Source organism: Streptomyces tubercidicus (assembly GCF_027497495.1).
Lineage (GTDB): Bacteria > Actinomycetota > Actinomycetes > Streptomycetales > Streptomycetaceae > Streptomyces > Streptomyces tubercidicus.
In genome coordinates this window covers 5,426,630-5,447,806 of the sequence record NZ_CP114205.1, presented here as the reverse complement: position 1 = coordinate 5,447,806, position 21,177 = coordinate 5,426,630, and the positions used below count along the sequence as shown (strand labels likewise).

At 70.8% G+C, this 21,177-nt stretch carries 17 protein-coding genes; 10 read left to right on the top strand and 7 right to left on the bottom strand.

Annotated elements, in window-relative coordinates; translation table 11 throughout:
• Positions 1 to 40 precede the first annotated feature (40 nt).
• The gene (locus STRTU_RS23645) at positions 41 to 418 is read left to right on the top strand and encodes an arsenate reductase family protein (protein WP_159745944.1); all 378 of its coding nucleotides are present in this window, start codon (positions 41 to 43) and stop codon (positions 416 to 418) included.
• Positions 419 to 461: 43 nt separating this feature from the next.
• Here STRTU_RS23645 and STRTU_RS23640 read toward each other — a convergent pair whose 3' ends face one another.
• The gene (locus STRTU_RS23640) at positions 462 to 656 is read right to left on the bottom strand and encodes a hypothetical protein (protein WP_159745942.1); all 195 of its coding nucleotides are present in this window, start codon (positions 654 to 656) and stop codon (positions 462 to 464) included.
• Positions 657 to 1,307: 651 nt separating this feature from the next.
• Between STRTU_RS23640 and STRTU_RS23635 the strand changes: the two genes are divergently transcribed.
• A complete protein-coding gene (locus STRTU_RS23635; protein ID WP_159745939.1) occupies positions 1,308 to 2,483 on the top strand; it encodes an acyltransferase family protein in 1,176 nt (391 codons plus the stop codon).
• Between the two features lie 201 nt (positions 2,484 to 2,684).
• On the opposite strand, the gene STRTU_RS23630 is transcribed toward STRTU_RS23635, so the two are convergent.
• Positions 2,685 to 3,830, bottom strand: a complete 1,146-nt coding sequence (locus STRTU_RS23630) for a PP2C family protein-serine/threonine phosphatase (protein WP_159745937.1) — start codon at positions 3,828 to 3,830, stop codon at positions 2,685 to 2,687.
• A gap of 127 nt (positions 3,831 to 3,957) precedes the next feature.
• Here STRTU_RS23630 and STRTU_RS23625 point away from each other — a divergent pair, with 127 nt between their 5' ends.
• Positions 3,958 to 5,187: a GNAT family N-acetyltransferase gene (locus STRTU_RS23625; RefSeq protein WP_159745935.1), complete on the top strand. Its 1,230-nt coding sequence runs from the start codon at positions 3,958 to 3,960 to the stop codon at positions 5,185 to 5,187.
• Positions 5,188 to 5,217: 30 nt separating this feature from the next.
• On the opposite strand, the gene STRTU_RS23620 is transcribed toward STRTU_RS23625, so the two are convergent.
• Together STRTU_RS23620 and STRTU_RS23615 are read right to left on the bottom strand one after the other, a co-directional pair.
• On the bottom strand, positions 5,218 to 6,117 hold the full coding sequence (locus tag STRTU_RS23620; RefSeq protein ID WP_159745933.1) for an Fpg/Nei family DNA glycosylase: 900 nt from the start codon (positions 6,115 to 6,117) through the stop codon (positions 5,218 to 5,220).
• A gap of 70 nt (positions 6,118 to 6,187) precedes the next feature.
• Complete coding sequence (locus STRTU_RS23615; RefSeq protein WP_159745930.1) at positions 6,188 to 6,673, bottom strand: ribose-5-phosphate isomerase; 486 nt, start codon at positions 6,671 to 6,673, stop codon at positions 6,188 to 6,190.
• Between the two features lie 209 nt (positions 6,674 to 6,882).
• Here STRTU_RS23615 and STRTU_RS23610 point away from each other — a divergent pair, with 209 nt between their 5' ends.
• The gene (locus STRTU_RS23610; protein ID WP_159745928.1) at positions 6,883 to 8,331 is read left to right on the top strand and encodes an amino acid permease; all 1,449 of its coding nucleotides are present in this window, start codon (positions 6,883 to 6,885) and stop codon (positions 8,329 to 8,331) included.
• Between the two features lie 73 nt (positions 8,332 to 8,404).
• Here STRTU_RS23610 and STRTU_RS23605 read toward each other — a convergent pair whose 3' ends face one another.
• Positions 8,405 to 9,001 carry a biotin transporter BioY gene (locus STRTU_RS23605; protein WP_159745926.1) on the bottom strand — a complete coding sequence of 199 codons (597 nt, stop codon included), beginning with the start codon at positions 8,999 to 9,001 and terminating at the stop codon, positions 8,405 to 8,407.
• 329 nt (positions 9,002 to 9,330) lie between these two features.
• On the opposite strand from STRTU_RS23605, the gene STRTU_RS23600 reads away from it, so the two are divergent.
• The 3 genes from STRTU_RS23600 (at position 9,331) to STRTU_RS23590 (ending at position 13,293) form a co-directional block, all read left to right on the top strand.
• Positions 9,331 to 10,740 carry an amino acid permease gene (locus STRTU_RS23600; RefSeq protein WP_159745924.1) on the top strand — a complete coding sequence of 470 codons (1,410 nt, stop codon included), beginning with the start codon at positions 9,331 to 9,333 and terminating at the stop codon, positions 10,738 to 10,740.
• A gap of 294 nt (positions 10,741 to 11,034) precedes the next feature.
• Positions 11,035 to 12,477, top strand: a complete 1,443-nt coding sequence (locus STRTU_RS23595; protein ID WP_159745922.1) for an amino acid permease — start codon at positions 11,035 to 11,037, stop codon at positions 12,475 to 12,477.
• 174 nt (positions 12,478 to 12,651) lie between these two features.
• Complete coding sequence (locus tag STRTU_RS23590) at positions 12,652 to 13,293, top strand: superoxide dismutase (protein WP_109889760.1); 642 nt, start codon at positions 12,652 to 12,654, stop codon at positions 13,291 to 13,293.
• 123 nt (positions 13,294 to 13,416) lie between these two features.
• On the opposite strand, the gene STRTU_RS23585 is transcribed toward STRTU_RS23590, so the two are convergent.
• The gene (locus tag STRTU_RS23585) at positions 13,417 to 14,061 is read right to left on the bottom strand and encodes a mycothiol-dependent nitroreductase Rv2466c family protein (protein WP_159745920.1); all 645 of its coding nucleotides are present in this window, start codon (positions 14,059 to 14,061) and stop codon (positions 13,417 to 13,419) included.
• 123 nt (positions 14,062 to 14,184) lie between these two features.
• On the opposite strand from STRTU_RS23585, the gene pepN reads away from it, so the two are divergent.
• Both pepN and STRTU_RS23575 read left to right on the top strand, forming a co-directional pair.
• On the top strand, positions 14,185 to 16,773 hold the full coding sequence (gene pepN / locus STRTU_RS23580) for an aminopeptidase N (RefSeq protein ID WP_159745918.1): 2,589 nt from the start codon (positions 14,185 to 14,187) through the stop codon (positions 16,771 to 16,773).
• A 123-nt stretch (positions 16,774 to 16,896) separates the two neighbouring features.
• Positions 16,897 to 17,919: a hypothetical protein gene (locus STRTU_RS23575; protein WP_159745916.1), complete on the top strand. Its 1,023-nt coding sequence runs from the start codon at positions 16,897 to 16,899 to the stop codon at positions 17,917 to 17,919.
• A gap of 82 nt (positions 17,920 to 18,001) precedes the next feature.
• Here the strand turns inward: STRTU_RS23575 and STRTU_RS23570 are convergent, their stop codons facing one another.
• Positions 18,002 to 19,741, bottom strand: coding sequence for a TIGR03767 family metallophosphoesterase (locus tag STRTU_RS23570; RefSeq protein ID WP_159745914.1), 1,740 nt, complete (start codon positions 19,739 to 19,741; stop codon positions 18,002 to 18,004).
• Positions 19,742 to 20,145: 404 nt separating this feature from the next.
• Between STRTU_RS23570 and STRTU_RS23565 the strand changes: the two genes are divergently transcribed.
• Positions 20,146 to 21,177 (top strand): aspartate-semialdehyde dehydrogenase, encoded by a 1,032-nt coding sequence (locus STRTU_RS23565; protein WP_159745912.1) that lies wholly within the window; start codon positions 20,146 to 20,148, stop codon positions 21,175 to 21,177.

The window sequence follows — 21,177 nt, the reverse complement described above, 5'->3', positions numbered from 1 at the left end:
CCTCTTCGCTCCGCGGCCGGGCATCAATAAGGTGGCCCGCATGGAGATCTGGCTCAATCCCTCGTGTTCCAAGTGCCGTTCCGCCGTGGAGATCCTCGACGAGGAAGGCGCCCGCTACACCGTGCGCAAATACCTGGAGGACCCGCCGAGCGCCGATGACCTGCGGGCGGTGCTGACGCGGCTGGGCCTGGAGCCCTGGGATATCACGCGCACCCAGGAGGCCGAGGCCAAGGAGCTGGGTGTCGGGGAATGGGAGCGCACCGACGCCGCACGTGAGCGGTGGATCGCAGCACTGGCGGCACACCCCCGGCTGATTCAGCGGCCGATCATCACGGCGGACGACGGTTCGGCGCTGGTGGGGCGCAGCGAGGATGCCGTACGCGAGGCAGTGGCGCGGGCCGGGGACGGTGCCTCGTAGGACGGGATCGTGCGCGGCGCCTGACGGAGGGCCGGCGGACCACCTAGAAGGTGATGTGGTTGATGGTGTCCGCCAGGGAGTTGAGGAACTTATTGATCGACGGCGCCACGCCCGTGGAGGCGAGGAAGAAGCCGAACAGTATGGCGACCAGCGCCGGTCCCCCCTTGAGGGACTTCCCTCTGATCAGCACGATCAGAATGATCCCCAACAGCAGCACCACTGACAGCGAAAGAGCCACAACTGATCACACCCTCGGTCTGAACGCCTCACCGGCCCGGGGGCATGCCGCGCACACCCCCCTGCACTCATCGTGCCACCAACTCCATGCCCATCGCAGGCCAGTGACGAATCATCGGCCAACGCTTTGCCCGATTCCGGCCGCTCGTGACCGAGGGGGTCCGGTGGGGTGGCGTACGGGTGTCCTGTGGGTGACGGACGGGCGTCGGCGCGACGGCTGCGCGGGGCGGGAAGGGGCCGGGTCGGAGGGGGTCCGGGACCGGGTCGGGGGCGGGCCGGGGCCGGAGAATTCCGCCCGCCTGATGGCGCGTCGATAATTCGTGCCGATCATTCCTTCGCGGCATTCTGATCGTTTGGCCGGGCCGCGTGAATAGGGAATTCGTGGCATCCGTCACTGCCTTGTGGGGCACTTTCAAGGCTTATTAGCATTCGGACATAAGGCCAAGGAATCGGACATTCACCCAGAGTCGTTTGCAGGGGATACCGCCCGTTTTGATGGGATGATTCGGCACGAATCGGGCAGCGGTGGGGAGGTTCCGCACCGGCGATTGCGGATTTTATCGGGGCGCCCTCCCGAACGGCACCCAAGGAAATAACGAAGGGGCTTGTACACGGTTTTACGCGCCCGCCGACCGCCGCTATCGTGCCTCAAATGTTTCCCGCTGCCCCGACACCCCGACGCGCCCTCCCCCTTGCCCGGCAGGCGGCGGGTACGGACCGGACCGGGCCCCCGGCTCAGCCGTCCGGCGCGCCGGAGGGCTCGGCGGAGGGCGCGGCGGCGCCCGCACCGAAGACCGGTGGCCGTAACCCGTTCTTCGACAACGCCAAGTACCTGGCCATCGTGCTGGTGGCGATGGGGCACGCGTGGGAGCCGCTGACCGACGGGAGCCGGGCGGCCGAGGCGTTCTACATGACCGTCTACACCTTCCACATGCCGGCCTTCATCATCATTTCCGGCTACTTCTCGCGCAGCTTCGATATGCGCAAGGACCGGCTGCAGCGGCTGATCACCGGGGTCGCGGTGCCCTACATCCTCTTCGAGACCGCTTATGCGTTCTTCAAGCGCTGGGCGGACAACGATCCCGGGCACTCCATCAGCCTGCTCGACCCGTGGTTCCTCACGTGGTTCCTGGTGGCCCTGTTCATCTGGCGGCTGACCACCCCGCTGTGGCAGATCGTGCGCTGGCCGCTTCCGCTTGCGGTGGCGATCGCCGTGCTCGCCTCCGTGTCACCGGACATCGGTGACGATCTGGACCTCCAGCGGGTGCTGCAGTTCCTGCCGTTCTTCGTCCTGGGGCTGATGCTGCGGCCGGAGCACTTCAAGATGGTGCAGCGGCGGGCGGTGCGGATCGCCTCGCTGCCGATCTTCGCGGCGGCGCTGGTGATGGCCTACTGGGCGGCGCCCCGGATGTCCTCGGCGTGGTTCTACCACCGGGACAGCGCCCAGGAACTGGGCACCACCTGGTGGATCGGCGCGGTGATGACCCCGGCGCTCTTCGGCTGCTCGATCGTGCTCGTCGCCTGCTTCTTCGCCTGGGTGCCGACGCGGCAGACCTGGTTCACGGTGCTGGGCGCGGGGACGCTCTACGGCTATCTGCTGCACGGCTTCCTGGCCAAGGGCTCCCGCTTCTGGGGCTGGTTCGACGACTACGCCTGGCTGCACACCCCGCTCGGCGAGATCGCGGTCACGCTGATCGCGGGCGGCGTCGTGACGGCCCTGTGCACCCCGCCGGTCCGCCGGGTGTTCCGCTTCGCCATGGAGCCGACGATGGCCTGGGCGTTCCGGAAGGACCCGGCCGACACGGCGCGGGCGCGGGTCAGCGCCTGAGCCTGCGTCCGTACGCCCGCCGGGCCGGGGCGTGACGCGGTCGGTTCACGCCATGTCAGGGCCGCCGACCCGGCCCCGCAGCGCCCCGGTAAGAGCCACGGAAACGGCTGAAGTACGCCCCCGGGGAGCACAACCGGCGGGCCGCGTTCCCCTTCGGCGCCGTCCCGCCCGTCACGCGTCCGCCCATCAGGCGTCCGCCCGTCAGGCGTCCCGGCAGATCAGCAGCAGCGCCCGGTCGTCGTTGACGTCCTTGGCGACGGCCTCGATCAGATGCCAGGCGGCGCCTGCGAAGCCGCCGGTGACATAGCGGTCGGCCTCGCCGGTCAGCCGGTCGATGCCCTCCGCGATATCGCGGTCGGCGGCCTCGACCAGGCCGTCGGTGAACAGCATCAGCACGTCGCCGGTGCGCAGCGTGCCCTTGACCGGGTGGAACTGGGCGCCGTCGTAGACGCCGAGCAGCGGCCCGTCGCCCGACTTCTCCGCCCAGCGGCCGGTGCCGGCGCTGAGCTGCAGGGCCGGCAGATGCCCGGCGGAGAAGAGTTCGTAGTCGCCGGATTCCAGGTCGAGGACGAGGTGGATGGAGGTCGCGAAGCCCTCGTCCCAGTCCTGGCGCAGCAGATAGCCGTTGGCGGCGGGCAGGAAGCCGTGCGGCGGCAGCGAGCCGAGCAGACCGCCGAAGGCGCCGGACAGCAGCAGGGCGCGGGAGGCCGCGTCCATGCCCTTGCCGGAGACATCGGTCAGCACCACTTCGAGGATGGTGCCGTGGTGGGTGCGGGAGGCCACCACGAAGTCGCCGGAGAAGGACTGTCCGCCCGCGGGGCGCAGCGCCATCTCGTGGTGCCAGCCCTGCGGCAGCTGGGGCAGCTTGCTCTGGACGCGGATGCGTTCGCGCAGGTCGAAGAGCATGGTGCCGCCGCGCCGCCAGGGCACCCCGACCCGGCTGCGGAACTGTGCGATCAGCAGCCCGAAGAGCCCGACCGCGGCGACGACCAGGACCGTGCCCGGAGTGATCCGTTCCGGTCCTTCGTCGTACGGGCCGAACAGCGCGGACTCCACCACCAGCGCGGTCGCCGAAGCGCCATACAGGATGAGGAGGTTGGCCGGCCGCAACAGCAGTCCACCGGCGATGACCGGGAGGACCAGCGCCGTCGGGGCGATCCATTCCGACCACCAGAGTGTGCCCGCGGCGATGGCGGGTATGGCGAGGAGCAGGGCGGCCAGCGCGAACCGGTCGGAGCCCTCGCCGCGGAAGTAGTCCACACCGGCCTTGCGCACGCCGATGCGGGCCCGGTGCAGTCTCTTGTGCATCCGGGCCGTCAGGGTTTCCGTTCCCTGGCCGCTGGTCATCGCTCTGGGACCTTATCCACCCGTTCGGCGGTGCGTCGATTCGCCGCACGTCGGCCCGGAAAATTCCCCGGAAACCCCGTGGGAATTGCGGTCGCGCCGCTATGGAGGGTCCTGCTAGGGATGGGGTATGGCGACGGAATTACGCATGTTGCGGGACACCGAATGGGACGACTGGTCGGAGGCGGTGGACCGGGCCTTCGGCGCGCCGCCGCGGACCCCTGAGCAGCGGGCCGCCCGACGGGAGGTCACCGAGACCGACCGTATGTTCGGCGTCTGGGACGGCGCCGACTGTGTCGCCACGGCGGGGGCGTTCTCCTTCGGGCTCAGCGTGCCGGGCGGCGCCGAGGTGCCGGCGGCCGGGGTCACGATGGTCACGGTGCAGCCGACGCACCGCCGCCGCGGGCTGCTGCGGGCGATGATGCGGCACCAGTTGGCGGACGTCCGGGAGCGCGGGGAGCCGCTGGCGGTGCTGACCGCCTCGGAGCCGGTGATCTACGGCCGGTTCGGCTACGGTCCGGCGGCCCTGGACATGCAGCTGACCGTGGACACCCTGCGGCTGGCCGCCCCCGAGCTGCCGGGCGTGGACGGGGTGCGGCTGCGGCTGGTGGACCCGTCGGCCGCGCTGCCCGAGTGCGAGCGGGTCTATGCCCAGCTGGTGCCGGGCCGGCCGGGGATGCTGGCGCGGCGGCCCGGCTGGGCGCGGCTCGCGGTGCTGGACACTCCGGGCGAGCGGGACGGCGCCGGGGTGCTCCAGTGTGCGGTGGCCGAGGTGGACGGCGAGGTCCGGGGCTATGTGCGCTATGCGGTCAAGGTGGTCTGGGAGGACGCCGGGCCGTCGGGTGTGGTGCGGGTGCGGCACATCGAGGCGCTGGACCCGGTGGTGTACGCGGCGCTGTGGCGCTATCTCTTCGGGATCGATCTGACCTCGTCGGTGACGGTGTCCAGCCGGCCGGTGGACGATGCGCTGCCGCATCTGGTCGGGGATCTGCGGCGGTGCCTTCCCGTGCTGCGGGAGTCGCTGTTCGTCCGGCCGGTGGAGGTGGGCGCGGCGCTGGCGGCGCGGACGTACCGGACGCCGGTGGACGTGGTGCTGGAGGTCGCGGACCCGTTCTGCCCGTGGAACGCGGGGCGTTGGCGGCTGACCGGCGACGGGACGGGCGCGGTCTGTGCGCGGACCACGGATCCGGCTGAACTGGCCCTGTCCGTACGGGAGTTGGGATCGGCTTATCTGGGCGGGGTCGCCCTGACGTCGCTGGCGGCGGCGGGGCGGGTGCGGGAGCTGCGGCCCGGGGCGCTGGCGGCGGCTTCGGTGGCGTTCGGGTCGGACGTGGCGCCCTGGCTGCCGCACGAGTTCTGAGGGCCGCCGCGCCCGCGGGCCGGGGTGCCGTCAGCCGCCGCCCGTGCCCGGCTGGCAGCCCGGACACCAGAAGAGGTTGCGGGCGGCGAGACCGGCGGTGCGGATCTCGCTGCCGCAGATGTGGCAGCCCTGCCGGGCACGGCGGTAGACGTACACCTCGCCGCCGTGGTCGTCGACGCGGGGCGGGCGGCCCATCGCCTCCGGCAGATGCTCCGGGCGGACGGTGTCGATCCGGTTGTCCCGGACGCCCTCGGCCATCAGGAACACCAGGTCGGCCCAGATCGCGTCCCATTCGGTGCGGGTGAGGTCGCGGCCGGTGCGGTAGGGGTCGATGCCGTGGCGGAAGAGGACCTCGGCGCGGTAGACGTTGCCGACTCCGGCGATGACCTTCTGGTCGAGCAGCAGCGCGGCGATGGTCGTCCGGCTGCGGGAGATCCGCTGCCAGGCGCGGGTGCCGTCGTCCTCGGGGCGCAGCGGGTCGGGGCCGAGCCGGTCGTGTATCGCGCCCTTCTCGTCCTCGGTGATCAGTGCGCAGGTGGTGGGGCCGCGGAGGTCGGCGTACGCGGTGGGGTTCGCCAGGCGGAGGCGGACCGTGTCGGTGGGCGGCGGGGCGGGGGCCGCGCCGAAGCCGAGCTTGCCGAACAGGCCGAGGTGGATGTGGACCCAGCGATGGGGGTACCCCCTGGACCGATGGGGGTCCCCCCGGTCGAACGGAGTTGAGACCGGGGGATCGTCGGAGGTCCTTGGGGGAGTGCCGAAGCCCAGGAAGAGGTGCTTGCCGTGTGCCTCGGCGGTCGTCATGACCTGGCCGTCGACAAGCGCCGCACCCTCCGCGAACTTGCCCTGCGGACTGCTCACCCGGACCCGTTCGCCCTCGAAGCGGGAGCGGTGGTCCAGGGCGAGGCGGTGGATCGTATGCCCCTCGGGCACGGGGGTCCTCCAGTGGGCGCGCCCGCCCGCCCCGGCGGCCGGGGCGGGCGGGCGACGGGATGAACGGGGGTCAGCCCTGCGGGTGGTGGGCGGGGATGGCGGGCAGCTCGCCGGTGGTCTCGTAGGCCGAGAGCATCTCGATGCGGCGGGTGTGCCGCTCCTCACCCGAGTAGGGCGTGGCCAGGAAGACCTCGATGAACTTGGTCGCCTCTTCCTGGGTGTGCATCCGGCCGCCCACGGAGATCACGTTGGCGTTGTTGTGCTCGCGGCCGAGCTGGGCGGTCTCCTCGCTCCAGGCCAGCGCGGCCCGAACGCCCTTGACCTTGTTGGCGGCGATCTGCTCGCCGTTGCCGGAGCCGCCGATCACGATGCCCAGGCTGTCCGGGTCGGCGGCGGTCTTCTCCGCGGCGCGCAGGCAGAACGGCGGGTAGTCGTCCTGGGCGTCGTAGATGTGGGGACCGCAGTCGACGGGGTCGTGGCCATGGGCCTTGAGCCACTCGACGAGGTGGTTCTTGAGATCGAAACCGGCATGGTCGGAGCCGAGGTACACGCGCATGCGATGAGTGTGACACGGCGGCCGAGGGGTAGGCGCGGCTGGGTCTGCCCGGGGTTCCGTGCACAGAAAGCCACTTTCGCCTTCTGTACGTAAGCGGATCTCGTAACTATCCAGGGTTTCACACAACAATCCAGCTGCAGACCTTCCAATCCACGGTTAACGAAGATCTAATGCGAGGGATTCAACCGAGAACGAGAAGGACGGTGCTCATGGGCGCGCACCCGCCTACCACCAAAGTGGTCCCCACCGCCGGTGACCCCGGCGGCGGTGTGACCGGGGGGCAGTCTCAGGACGGACTGCAGGCCGGACTCAAGAACCGCCATTTGTCGATGATCGCCATCGGCGGAGTCATCGGCGCGGGCCTGTTCGTCGGCTCCGGCGCCGGGATCTCGGCGGCAGGTCCGGGCATTCTGCTGTCGTACGCGCTGACCGGGCTGCTGGTCGTGCTGGTGATGCGGATGCTGGGGGAGATGGCCGCGGCCTCTCCCACCTCGGGTTCGTTCTCCGCGTACGCGGACCGGGCGCTGGGCCGCTGGGCCGGTTTCACGATCGGCTGGCTGTACTGGTTCTTCTGGTCGGTCGTGCTGGCCGTCGAGGCGACCGCGGCCGCCGCGATCCTCACCGGCTGGGTGCCGGCCGTCCCGCAGTGGGCCTGGGCGCTGCTGGTGATGATCGTGCTGACCGGCACGAACCTGGTCTCGGTCGGCTCGTTCGGCGAGTTCGAGTTCTGGTTCGCCGGGATCAAGGTCGTGGCGATCGTGGTCTTCATCGTGGTCGGCGCGCTGGCGATATTCGGGCTGCCGCCGGGCGGTGACCCGGTCGGGGTGTCGCATCTGACCGGGGACGGCGGGTTCCTGCCGAACGGTCCGGGCGCGATCCTCTCCGGCATGCTGCTGGTGGTCTTCTCCTTCATGGGCAGCGAGATCGTCACGCTGGCGGCGAGCGAGGCACCCAACCCGGTGCAGGCCGTCCGCAAGGCCGTGAACAGCGTCATCTGGCGGATCGCGCTGTTCTACCTCGGCTCGATCGCGGTGATCGTGACGCTGCTGCCGTGGAACGACCCGGCCGTGAAGAAGAGCCCGTATGTGGCCGTGCTGGAGTCGCTGGACATTCCGTACGCGGGCACCGTGATGGATGTCGTGGTGCTGACCGCGGTGCTGTCCTGTCTGAACTCCGGGCTCTACACCGCCTCCCGGATGGCGTTCTCGCTCGGGCAGCGCGGCGATGCGCCGAAGTCGTTTGCCACCGTCAACAAGGGCGGTGTCCCGGCGGTCGCCATCTACGCGTCGGTCGCCTTCGGCTTCATCGCGACGATCTTCAGCTACACCTCGAAGGACACCATCTTCCAGTTCCTGCTGAACTCGTCGGGCGCGGTGGCGCTGTTCGTGTGGCTGGTCATCTGCTGCTCACAGCTGCGGATGCGCCGGATCATCGAGCGGGAGATGCCGGAGCGGCTGACGGTGCGGATGTGGCTGTACCCGTGGCTGACGTACGCGACGATCGGGCTGATCGTCTTCGTCATCGGCTACATGTTCTACGACCCCGAGGGGCGTGAGCAGATGGTGCTGTCGGTGGTCGCGGCCGTCGTGGTGCTGGCGGTCGGGCTGATCCTGGACCGGCGGCGGCCCCGGGAGAAGGACGCGGTCGGGGGCGTCTGACGCCTCCGGAGGCACGAAGAGGGCGGGGCCCGCACCGGATCGGTGCGGGCCCCGCCCTCTTCGTTGCCGCGTCTCAGCCGCGGCGCCCGGCCAGCTTCCAGGCCGTGGGCAGTGTGCCCATCGCCAGGGCGGCCTTGAGGGCGTCGCCGATGAGGAACGGGACCATCCCGGCGGCGACCGCCTGGCCGAGGGACATCCCGGTGCTCAGCGCCAGGTAGGGGACGCCGACCGCGTAGATCAGGGCGCTGCCGACGGCCATGGTGGCGGCGGTGCGCAGCATCCCGCGGTCGCCGCCGCGGCGGGCCAGCGCGCCCACGGCGGTGGCGGCCAGCATCATGCCCACGATGTAGCCGAAGGTGGCGCCGCCGGCACCCGAGGCACCGCCCGCGAACCACGGCATGCCCGCGAGACCGGCCAGGGCGTACAGCGCCAGCGACAGCAGGCCGCGGCCCGCCCCGAGCGAGGCGCCGACCAGCAGGGCGGCGAAGGTCTGACCGGTGACCGGGACCGGGGAGCCGGGGACCGGGACGGCGATCTGGGCCGCGATACCGGTGAGTGCGGCGCCGCCGATCACCAGCGCGGCGTCACGGACGCGGGCGCGGGAGGCGGTGGCGGCCGGCAGCAGATCGGCGAGGACCGTGCCGGGACGTACGAGAGCGGCAGTGCTCATCGGGACTCCGCGAGGTGTGAGTACGGATGGGACGGGACGCGATGACGTTAGTCCAGCGGGCGGCCGGTGATCATCGTGTAGCGGCGACAAAGCCGTACCGGCCCGCTTGGAGAGTTCCGAACAACTGCCACCCTGCCCTGCTCCGTTGCGGTGTGGGGCGTCTTCGCAGGTCACGTGATGCTCATCACGGCCGGGGCCGCGTTACGGCGCCGGTTTTGTGGTAGCGCGTGCGGTGCGGTGACACTGGGGCCGCCCCGCGGTCACCTGTGGAGTTCCCCCAAACCCGCCGACGGCCCCTGCCGCCTCGGCCCTTGCGAGAGTACGAGCCCATGCACGACACAACGACCCCAGCCGGTGCGCCCGCCCTCGGTGCCGGCACCGGCGCGGAAGAGCCGCTGTCCGCGGGGCTCAAGCAGCGCCATCTGACGATGCTGGGCCTGGGCGGGGTGATCGGCGCGGGCCTGTTCGTGGGCTCCGGCGCGGGGATCGCGGTGGCCGGCCCGGGGATCGTGCTGTCGTATCTGATCGCGGGCACGCTGGCGATGCTGGTCATGCGGATGCTCGGGGAGATGTCGGCGGCGATGCCGGCCTCCGGTGCGTTCTCGGTGCACGCGGAGCGGGCGCTGGGCCGCTGGGCCGGGTTCAGTGTGGGCTGGCTGTACTGGTTCCTGCTGGTCGTGGTGCTCGCCGTGGAGGCCACCGGTGCGGCGCAGATCGCCCACGGCTGGGTGCCGGCGGTGCCGCAGTGGGGCTGGGTGCTGCTCTTCATGGTCGTCTTCACCGTCGCCAACCTGGCCGCGGTGAAGAACTTCGGCGAGTTCGAGTTCTGGTTCGCGGCGCTGAAGGTCACCGCGATCGTGCTGTTCCTCGGGCTGAGCCTGCTGGCGGTCTTCGGCGTACTGCCGGACACCGAGCCGGTCGGGCTGGCGAACCTCACCGGGCACGGCGGTCTGCTGCCGCACGGCTGGGGCGGGGTGGTCTCCGGTGTCCTCGCGGTGGTGTTCGCGTTCGGCGGCCTGGAGGTCGTCACCATCGCCGCGGCCGAGTCGGACGATCCGGCGCGTGCGGTGGGCCGGGCGGTGCGCAGCGCGGTGTGGCGGATCCTGTTCTTCTACGTCGGTTCGATGCTGGTGATCGTGACGCTGCTGCCGTGGTCGTCGATGCAGCCGGGCAAGAGCCCCTATGTCGCGGTGCTGGACAGCATCGGGGTGCCGGGCGCCGGCCAGATCATGAACATCGTGGTGTTCGTGGCGCTGCTCTCCGCGCTGAACGCGAATCTCTACGGCTCGTCGCGGATGGTGTTCTCGCTCGCCGAGCGCGGTGAGGCGCCGCGGGCGCTGCTGAAGGTGTCGGGCGGGGTGCCGTGGCGTGCCGTGCTGGCGTCGGTGGCCTTCGGGTTCGTCTCCGTCCTGCTGAATCTGAAGTGGCCGGATTCGGTCTTCCTATACATGCTCAACGCGGTCGGCGCGGTGCTGTTGTTCGTGTGGGGCCTGGTCGCCGTGTCCCAGCTGCGGCTGCGTCCGCGCATCGAACGCGAGGCGCCGGAGAAGCTGACCCTGCGGATGTGGGCGTTCCCGTATCTGACCTGGGCTTCGCTGTTCGCCATGGGCGGGGTGCTGGTGCTGATGCTGACCGATGACGCGGCCCGTCCGCAGCTGCTGTGGTCGGCCGGGGCGACCGGTGCGGTGCTGCTCGTCGCGGGCGTCCGGGAGCTCCGCGCACGCCGCGCCCGGCACTGATCCGTCGCACCGGCGGTCACCCCACGTCGCCATCCGATGACGCATCACGCACACACCGTGACGATCATGTCTGAATACCGAACATTCGCTGCACAACTGTTGCCCTGAGCGGACACCGGCGCTCAAACTGAGCCCGCTTTGCCGAGGACCCCGGAGTTGTGCCGTCGGCGGGCCCTTCGCGACCTGCTGCCCCGGCGGGGGTCCAGGGGGCCCGGCAGCACGTCGCACCGGTCGCGGCCCCGGGAGAACGCAGTATCGCCTTGCTCCGCTCTCACCTACTGGGACAGGTACGACATGAATCGGACACCCTCGTCCGCCACCGCCGCGCGCGAGCAGACCGACGCGGTACAGGGCGCGGGCCCGGACAGCGGTTCCACGCTGTCCAACGGCCTCAAGCAGCGCCACCTCTCGATGATCGCCCTGGGCGGGGTGATCGGCGCGGGCCTGTTCGTCGGCTCGCGCGAGGGCATCGCGGCGGCCGGCCCCTCGATCGTGCTGGCCTACGCCGTGTCCGGCGCCCTGGTCATGCTGATCATGCGGATGCTCGGCGAGATGGCCGCGGCCAACCCGGCCTCCGGCTCCTTCTCCGTGCACGCCGAGCGCTCCATAGGCTCCTGGGCCGGGTTCACCGTGGGCTGGATGTTCACCGCGCTGCTGTGTGTGGCGGTGGCCGCCGAGGCGATGGGCGCCGCGGACATCATGGTCGGGTGGTTCCCGGGCTCCGAGCCCTGGATGTGGGTCCTGCTGTTCATGCTGATCTTCACCGGGACCAATCTGGCCGCGGTCAGCAACTTCGGTGAGTTCGAGTTCTGGTTCGCCGCCCTGAAGGTCGCGGCGATCGGCATCTTCCTGGTCCTGGGCCTGCTGGCCATCTTCGGCCTGCTGCCGGGCACCTCCGCGCCGGGCACCACCCACCTCACCGGTGACGGCGGCTTCCTCCCCAAGGGCGTCGACGGCCTGATGGTCGGCCTGCTGGCCTCGGTGTTCGCGTACGGCGGGCTGGAGACGGTGACCATCGCGGCCGCCGAGTCCAAGGACCCGGTGCGCGGCGTCGCCCGCGCGGTGCGCACCGCGATGTGGCGGATCGCCCTCTTCTACGTCGGCTCGATGGCCATCATCGTCACGGTCATCCCCTGGAGCGCCCCGTCCATCGCCAAGAGCGGCCCGTACGTGGCGGTGCTGGACTACCTCAAGATCCCGGCGGCCGGCCAGCTCATGAACGTCGTCATCCTGGTCGCGCTGCTCTCCGCGGTGAACGCCAACCTCTACGGCGCCTCCCGGATGGCGTACTCGCTCATCACCCGTGGCCAGGGCCCGGCCTTCCTGGGCAAGGTCAGCGGGGGCGTGCCGCGCCGCTCCGTTCTGCTGTGCGCCGCCTTCGGCTTCTTCGCGGTCGTGCTGAGCTTCCTGTGGCCCGACACGCTCTTCCAGTGGCTGCTGAACATGGTCGGCGCGGCCGTCCTGGTGGTGTGGGGCTTCATCGCCGTCGCCCAGCTGCGGATGCGCCGGATGCTGGAGCGCGAGGCGCCCGAGCGGCTCGTGGTGAGGATGTGGGCCTTCCCGGTGCTCACCTGGGTGGCGCTGGCGGGCATCGCCGCCGTGCTGCTGCTGATGCTGCGCGATGAGAACCAGCGCATCCAGCTGCTGTTCACCGGCGGCTTCGGGCTGGTGCTGACGGTGATCGGCCTGATCCGGCAGCGGGCGCTGGGCCGGGCCGCGAGCCCGTCGCAGCAGTAGCGCTCCTCCACTTCCGCCGAGGCGGGGCGGGACCTCCATCCGGGGTCCCGCCCCGCCTCCGTCTTTGGGACCAGGCCGGTCCCCGCAACCGGCCGGTGATCACTCCTGCTGATAGCGTGCTGTTGCACATTGATTGCAACTACTGCTCATGAGCAGCTTGGAGGCGGGATCGGCATGGCGACCTACACACTTCCGGAACTCCCCTACGACTACGCGGCGCTGGCCCCGGTCATCAGCCCCGAGATCATCGAGCTGCACCACGACAAGCACCACGCGGCCTACGTGAAGGGTGCGAACGACACCCTGGAGCAGCTCGCCGAGGCGCGCGACAAGGACCAGTGGGGCAGCATCAACGGCCTGGAGAAGAACCTCGCGTTCCACCTCTCCGGCCACATCCTGCACAGCATCTACTGGCACAACATGACCGGTGAGGGCGGCGGCGAGCCGCTGGAGAAGGACGGTGTGGGTGAGCTGGCCGACGCGATCGCCGAGTCCTTCGGGTCGTTCGCGAAGTTCAAGGCCCAGCTGACCAAGGCGTCCGCCACCACCCAGGGCTCCGGCTGGGGCGTCCTCGCCTACGAGCCGGTCACCGGCCGGCTGATCGTCGAGCAGATCTACGACCACCAGGGCAACGTCGGCCAGGGCTCGGTCCCGATCCTGGTCTTCGACGCCTGGGAGCACGCCTTCTACCTCCAGTACAAGAACCAGAAGGTGGACTTCATCGAGGCCATGTGGCAGGTCGTGAACTGGCAGGACGTGGCGAAGCGGTACGCCTCCGCCAAGCAGCGCGCGAACAACCTGCTGCTGGCTCCGTAACACCGTTACAGACGTCCCGCCTCGTGATCGTCTTCTCACCTTTCGCCGGGCGGGCGGATTGACGGAGCGCCCCCGCACGTCGGATACGTGCGGGGGCGCTCCCATGGGTGCCGGCGGTGGGCGTCAGTCGAAAATCGGCCCCTGGGTGCGGGTCCGCTTGATCTCGTAGAAGCCGGGGATGGACGCGACCATCAGCGTGCCGTCCCACAGCTTGGCGGCCTCCTCGCCCTTGGGGGCGGGGGTGACGACCGGGCCGAAGAAAGCAATCTGGTCGCCGTCGGAGCCGGGGACCGCGATGACCGGGGTGCCGACCTCCTGGCCTACCAGGTCGATGCCTTCCTTGTGGGAGGCGCGCAGCTCCTTGTCGTAGGTGTCCTTGTCGGCGTACTCGATCAGGTCGGCGGGCAGGCCCGCGTCCTCAAGGGCGGCGGCGATGCTCTCCTGGTTCGCGCCGAGGCCCTCGTTGTGGAAGCGGGTGCCGAGCGCGGTGTAGAGCCTGCCCACGGCCTCGTCGCCGTGCAGCTGCTGGGCGGCGATCACCACGCGGACCGGGCCCCATGCCTTGCCGCCGGGGCGCATGTTCTCGGCGTACTCCTCGGGCAGCTCATCGAGCTTGTTCTCGTTCAGCACCGCCAGGCTCATCACATGCCAGCGCACCTCGACCGGGCGCACCTTCTCCACCTCCAGCATCCAGCGGGAGGTCATCCAGGCCCAGGGGCACAGCGGGTCGAACCAGAAGTCTGCGGGGGTCTTCGCGGTCTCGGACACAAGGTCTCCTCTACACGGCTGTGCGCGTCGGCAACGGTGCTGTTCCTGGAAGGTTCAACAGACGGCGGGCGTGCCATGATTCCCCGTGTTCGATATTCGAGACGAGGACGAAGGAGTCACGTCGTGCCAGGTGAGAATCTTTCCCGGGACGAAGCACGTGAGCGGGGCCGGCTGCTGAGCGTCGACGCCTACGACGTGGCGCTGGATGTCCGCTCAGCGGTCTCCGCCGACGCGTCCGCGGAGACCTTCCGCTCCCGGACGACTCTCCGCTTCCGCTGCGCCGAGCCCGGCGCCTCGACCTTCGCGGACCTGCTGGCACCCTCGGTCACCTCGGTCTCCCTCAACGGCCGGGAGCTGGATCCGGGGACGGTGTTCGACGGCACCCGGATCACGCTGGACGGGCTGGCCGCCGAGAACACCCTCGTCGTCGACGCGCAGTGCGCCTACAGCCGCACCGGTGAGGGCCTGCACCGCTTCGTGGACCCCGAGGACGGCGAGGTCTATCTCTACACCCAGTACGAACCGGCCGACTCCCGCCGGGTCTTCGCCAACTTCGAACAGCCCGATCTGAAGGCCCCGTTCACCTTCGAGGTGACCGCCCCCGAGGGCTGGCTGGTGGTCAGCAACGGCGCGCAGGAGGGCGAGGCGGAGGGCGGCCGGCACCGTTTCGCGACGACGAAGCCGATCTCGACGTACATCACGGCCGTGGTGGCCGGCCCGTACCACTTCGTCTCGGACAGCTACCGCCGCACCTTTGACGACGGAACCGAGCTGGAGATCCCGCTGGGCGCGCTGTGCCGCAAGGGCCTGGCGAAGCACTTCGACGCGGACGACGTCTTCACCGTCACCAAGCAGGGCCTGGACTTCTTCCACGACCACTTCGACTTCCCGTACCCGTTCGGGAAGTACGACACCGCCTTCGTCCCCGAGTACAACCTCGGCGCGATGGAGAACCCGGGCTGTGTCACCTTCCGCGAGGAGTTCATCTTCCGCGGGAAGGTGACCGAGGCGTCCTACGAGCGCCGGGCCAACGTCATCCTGCACGAGATGGCGCACATGTGGTTCGGCGATCTGGTCACCATGCAGTGGTGGGACGATCTGTGGCTCAAGGAGTCCTACGCGGACTTCATGGGCGCCTTCGCCCTGGTGGAGGCGACCCGCTTCCGGAACGGCTGGATCACCTTCGCCAACCGCCGCAAGTCCTGGGCCTACCGCGCCGACCAGCTGCCCTCCACCCACCCGGTCACCGCCGACATCCGTGACCTGGAGGACGCCAAGCTCAACTTCGACGGCATCACCTACGCCAAGGGCGCCGCGGTCCTCAAGCAGCTGGTGGCGTATGTCGGCCAGGAGGCGTTCCTGGAGGGCGCCCGGCGCTACTTCACACGGCACGCCTACGGCAACACCCGGCTGACGGATCTGCTGACCGTGCTGGAGGAGACCTCCGGGCGGGACCTGGCCGGCTGGTCGCGGGCCTGGCTGGAGACCGCGGGCGTCAACTCGCTGACCCCGCAGGTCACTTATGACGCCCAGGACCGGATCACCGAGCTGAGCATCCTCCAGGATGCGGCGGCCGAGCGGCCGGAGCTGCGGCCGCACCGGGTCGCGGTGGGCCTCTACCGGCGCCAGGGCACGGACCCGGCGCTGGTGCGCTACGCCCGTGCGGAGGTGGACGTCGCCGGACCGCGGACGGCCATGCCGGAGCTGGCCGGCGCCGAGCGGCCGGAGCTGATCCTGGTCAACGACGACGATCTGACGTACTGCAAGGTCCGTTTCGACGAGGGGTCGCTGGCCACCCTGCGGGCCCGGCTCGGCGAGCTGGCCGACCCGATGGCACGGGCGCTGTGCTGGGCCGCGCTGTGGGGGCTGACCCGCGACGGGCTGATGCCGGCCGGTGACTACCTCGACCTGGTGCGGCGGTTCGCGGGCCAGGAGACCGACATCGGCGTGCTCCAGTCGCTGCACGGGCAGGCGCAGACGGCGCTGGAGTATTACTCCGCGCCGGACCGCCGGGAGCCCGCGGCCCGGGAGCTGGCCGAGGGCGCGCTGCGCGAGCTGCGGCTGGCCGAGCCCGGCAGCGGCCATCAGCTCACCTGGGCCCGGCACTTCGCCGCCCTGGCCGCCACCCCCGCCGATCTCCAGCTGCTCCAGGGCCTGCTGGACGGTACGGCGAAGATCGACGGCCTGGACGTGGACCAGGAGCTGCGCTGGACCCTGCTGGAGCCGCTGGCCGCCCACGGCCTCGCGGACGAGGCGCGGCTGACCGCCGAGCTGGCCCGTGACGACACCGCGTCCGGCAAGCGCCACCAGCTGCGCTGTCTGGCCGCCCGCCCCTCGGCCGGGGTCAAGGCGCAGGCGTGGGCGGACGTGGTGGAGTCCGACGCGCTCTCCAACGCCCTGGTGGAGGCGACCATCGCGGGGTTCGCGCAGCCGGGGCAGCGGGAGCTGCTGGCCCCGTACGCCGCGCGCTACTTCGACGGGATCGAGCGGGTGTGGCGGGAGCGGTCCATCGAGATCGCGATGGATGTGGTGCGCGGGCTGTTCCCGGCCTCGCTGGTGGACGGGGCGACGCTGGCGGCCGCGGACCGCTGGCTGGCGGAGCACGAGGGGGCGGCGCCCGCGCTGCGCCGGATGGTGCTGGAGGAGCGGGACGATCTGGCCCGTGCGCTGCGGGCACAGGCTTGTGACGCGGCGGCCGGGGCGCGGCCGTAACCCCCGTGCGACCAGCCCCTTTCGGCACTCGAACGCCCGTACTTTAGTACAGGGTTGTCCGGTTTGTGGTACGGGCGTGTAACAACGGTTAGGGGGCGGAGCGGGCGCGGGAATCGACCCGGCATGAACCACGACACCCCGCTCTCCCCGCTCCCCCTCCAGCACCTCTCCGCCTCGCACTGCCGGGTGATGACCACCCGTCAGCTGCGGGAGCACGGCATCGCCGCGGCGGAGACCACCGAACGCTGCCGCCCCGGCGGCGGCTGGCAGCAACTGCTCCCGGGCGTCTACCTGCTCCACCCCGGACCGCCCACCAGCGAGGAGCGGCTGCACGCCGCCCTGCTGTACGCCAGTCACCGGGGGCCGGGCGTCCCCCGGCAGGGCAGTCCGTCGGGAGACGCCCCCGAGGCCATGATCACCGGCCTGGCGGCGCTCGCCCTGCACGGCTTCACCGAGGCGCCCCCGCTGCTCGCCCTGGACCGTATCGAGGTGCTGGTGTCCCGCACCCGGCGGCTGCGCTCCACCGGCTTCGCGCGGATCCTGCGGGCGGCGGAGCTGCCCGTCCCGCGGGACCTCACCGGAGTGCCGGCCGCGCCGGTGCCGCGGGCGCTGGCGGACGCGGTCGGCGCGCTGACCGACGCCCCGACGGTGCGCCGGCTGCTGACCGAGGCGGTCCGCGGCGGCCACTGCGAGGCGAGCGCGGTGGTACGGGAGCTGAGCCGGGCCCGGCTGCTGACCCGGCCGCATGTGGTCGACGCGGTGGACACCCTGCTGGCCGAGGGCCGGGCGCTGGCCGAGCAGCAGCTGTACGTCATGGTGCGCGAGCACGGGCTGCCGGACCCGCTGTGGAACGTCGATCTGCGGCTCCCGGGCGGGCCGCAGCTGGGCGGTGTGGACGCCTTCTGGCCGGAGCACTCGGTGGCCCTGGAGATCGACACCCGGGCACCGCGCGCCGAGGAGGACCCGCTGCACTCGCCGTTCTTCCAGAAGCGCGAGCACCTGGAGCGGCTGGGCATCACCGTCGTCCGCTGTCTGCCCCGCACCCTGCGCCAGTCCCCGGAGCAGCAGGCCGCGGTGGTCCGTACGGCCCTGATGGCGTCCGGGGACCGGGAGCCGGGCGCGTATGTGGTGGTTCTGCCGCGCTAGGTCCTGTCGTCAAACTCCCGTCGTCTGCCCGAAGGCAGGCGGGAGTTTGACGACAGGGCCTAGAACGGCCCCGGGCCGCCCGTCAGCGCTTGAGCAGCAGCTCGACGTTGCGGTCCCGGGCCGTGCCCGCGAGGTCGGTGCGGGCCTCGGGGGCGTTGAAGGACAGTTCGCGGTAGAGGGCGGCCAGGCCGGTCTGCGAGAGGTCGCTGAAGTCCGTACGGTGCGGGGCGGCCGACTCGATCAGGGTGGTGAACAGCGACAGCGTGCCGTCGTGGTTGTCCACCAGCTCGATGACCCGGGCCAGCTGCGGGAAGTCGATGTGGGAGGCGGTGGAGATCTCCCAGAAGCTGTCGTGCGCGATGATCTCGTTCTTGTGGCTGTGACCGTTGATCCAGCCGACGACGGCGGGGTGCGCGGCGAGCACCTCGACCAGCTCCGCTCCGGTGTGCCGCTTCTCCTGCGGCCGGGCCGGGTCGGGGTTGATGTTGTTCATCGTCTTGCTGGTGTGGTGGCTGAAGACCAGCACATGGGCCTTCTCGCCCTTCTCGTTCTCCTTCAGGGTCCGCTCCAGCCAGCGCAGCTGGGCGTCGCCGACCGAGCCGGTGTAGTGGCCGCCGGGGTCGGTGGTGTCCAGGCTGATGCCGAGGACGTGGTCGGAGATCCGGAAGCTGTAGTAGAGGCGGTTCCCTTCGAGGTGCGCGGCGGTGTAGCCGTGGCCGTGCGGGCCGGGGCCGGTGTGTGCCGGGTCCAGGTGGGCGCGCAGATACTCGGTCCGGGTGAAGGGGGCCCGCCGCTCGTCGGGGGTGACCGTCCTGGACTGCTTGGCGTGCGTCTTCAGCAGCTGCTTGAAGTCCTCGCCCTTGGGGTCGAGGCCCTTCTTGACCGCCTGCCACACCTTCGCGGCCTCGGCGGCGGGCAGCGTCTCCAGCTTGCGCTCCCCGGTGGCGACCTCGGTCCAGAAGGGGTCACCGGGCGCATAGCAGCCGCCGGGCAGCGAGTCGTGGTTGCCGACCGTCGAGTACCAGGGCAGCCGCAGGCCGGGACTGTGGACGGTCCGGATCGCCGCGTCCAGGAACCCGTCGAGCCGCGGGAAGCCCTGCTGCTTGTCCGCGTCGCGCACCGCGCTGTCCGGCTGCCAGTACAGCTTCAGCCCGCTGTCCTGGACGCCTTCGTAGCGGCGCCGGTCGCCGGAGTTGGGGGTGATCTTGCCGCCGCTCATCGCGGTCAGATACCACTCCAGCTCCAGCTTGGAGTTGTTGTCGGTGTTGTCACCGGTGGTCATCACGAAGGACAGCGGGGCGCCGGTGGCGGGCCCGCCGGGCAGCGCGTTGACCCGCTCGATCAGCGAGACCACCCCGGCCACGGACAGCGCCTCCTGCGGCCGCCAGGCGCTGGCGGTCTCGGCGCGCAGGTACTCGTAGCGCAGCGGGCTCTGCACATCGACCAGATGCAGATCGGTGAACTGCACGAACGAGGCCAGCGCGGTACGCCGCTCGTCCCGCCCGCCGTGCGCGGTGCCCAGCTCGCTGCGGACCACCCGGTCCCAGGCGGGGCCGTCGCCGAGCCGGCGGTAGCCTCCGCTGCCGCGCGGCGCGGAGACGCTGCCGAGCGTGGTGCCCTTGGTGTAGGGGACACGCGGGACGGCGGGGGCGTCGACCGGTACGGGCGCGGCCGGGGCCGGGCCGGGGCTGACGGTGGCGGCCTGCGCCGTGCGGTCAGGGCCGAAGGCGAGCCCCAGCCCCGTGGCGGCGCCGACGGCACCGGTGGCGGCGAGGAACGTACGGCGGTCGAGACTGGTGGCGGCGGACCGGATACGGGACATACGCGGGCTCCCCGGGTGCGAACACGAAGGCGGCCGGGCAGCACAACTGCCCTGTCACCTTGGATGGTTGGCACCGGGGGTGACCTGCGCGTGAACGCCACGGCAACGCGGAGAACCCATCACCGGACAGGCATCCGCCGTCCATCGGCCGGTCATGGAGCGCTGCCCGGGGGTGCGGCCGGCGGTCACCGGGAATTCACCCCGCGGGGTATCCGGTGTACCCGCCACGGATCGGAGGTCACAGTCCGCGCGGGTGCGATCACGCTCCGCACCCATCCCCCTGTCCGGCCCTCCACGGACCGGAACGGATTGGACAAGGCGACGGGTATCACACACATGATGGAGGCACGACTGAGCAGGTGTTCCGAGCAGACACCCGAGCCAGGCCAGAAAGAAGGAGTCCCATGAGGATCGGAATCGTCGGAGCCACCGGACAGGTCGGCGGCGTGATGCGAGGCATTCTCGCCGAGCGGAACTTCCCGGTCGAGCAGCTGCGGCTGTTCGCTTCGGCCCGGTCCGCCGGACGCACGCTGCCCTGGCAGGACACCGAGATCACCATCGAGGACGCGGCCACCGCGGACTTCTCCGGGCTGGACATCGTCCTCTTCTCGGCCGGCGGCGCGACGTCCAAGGCGCTGGCGGAGAAGGTCGCCGCGGCCGGCCCGGTCGTGATCGACAACTCCTCGGCCTGGCGCCGTGACCCCCAGGTCCCGCTGGTCGTCTCCGAGGTCAACCCGCAGGCCATCACGGACCGGCCCAAGGGCATCATCGCCAACCCGAACTGCACGACCATGGCCGCGATGCCGGTGCTGCGTCCGCTGCACGACGAGGCCGGTCTGGTCTCCCTGGTCGTCGCCACCTACCAGGCGGTCTCCGGCAGCGGTCTGGCCGGTGTGGACGAGCTGGACGGCCAGGTCCGCAAGGTCATCGAGCAGGACGCCACCAAGCTGACGCACCACGGTGCCGCGGTGGAGTTCCCGGAGCCGGACAAGTACGTCGCCCCGATCGCCTTCAATGTGCTGCCGATGGCCGGCTCGGTCGTCGACGACGGTCTGAACGAGACCGACGAGGAGCAGAAGCTCCGCCACGAGAGCCGCAAGATCCTGGAGATCCCGGAGCTGAAGGTGTCCGGCACCTGCGTCCGCGTCCCGGTCTTCACCGGCCACTCGCTCCAGGTCAACGCCCGTTTCGCGCGTCCGATCAGCCCCGCGCGCGCCCAGGAGGTGCTGGCCGGCGCCCCCGGCGTCACCCTCTCCGACGTGCCCACCCCGCTCCAGGCCGCCGGCCAGGACGCGTCCTTCGTGGGCCGCATCCGCGAGGACGAGACCGCCGAGAACGGTCTGGCGCTGTTCGTCTCCAACGACAACCTCCGCAAGGGCGCGGCACTGAACGCCGTCCAGATCGCGGAGCTGGTCGCCGCGGAGCTGCGCGGCTGA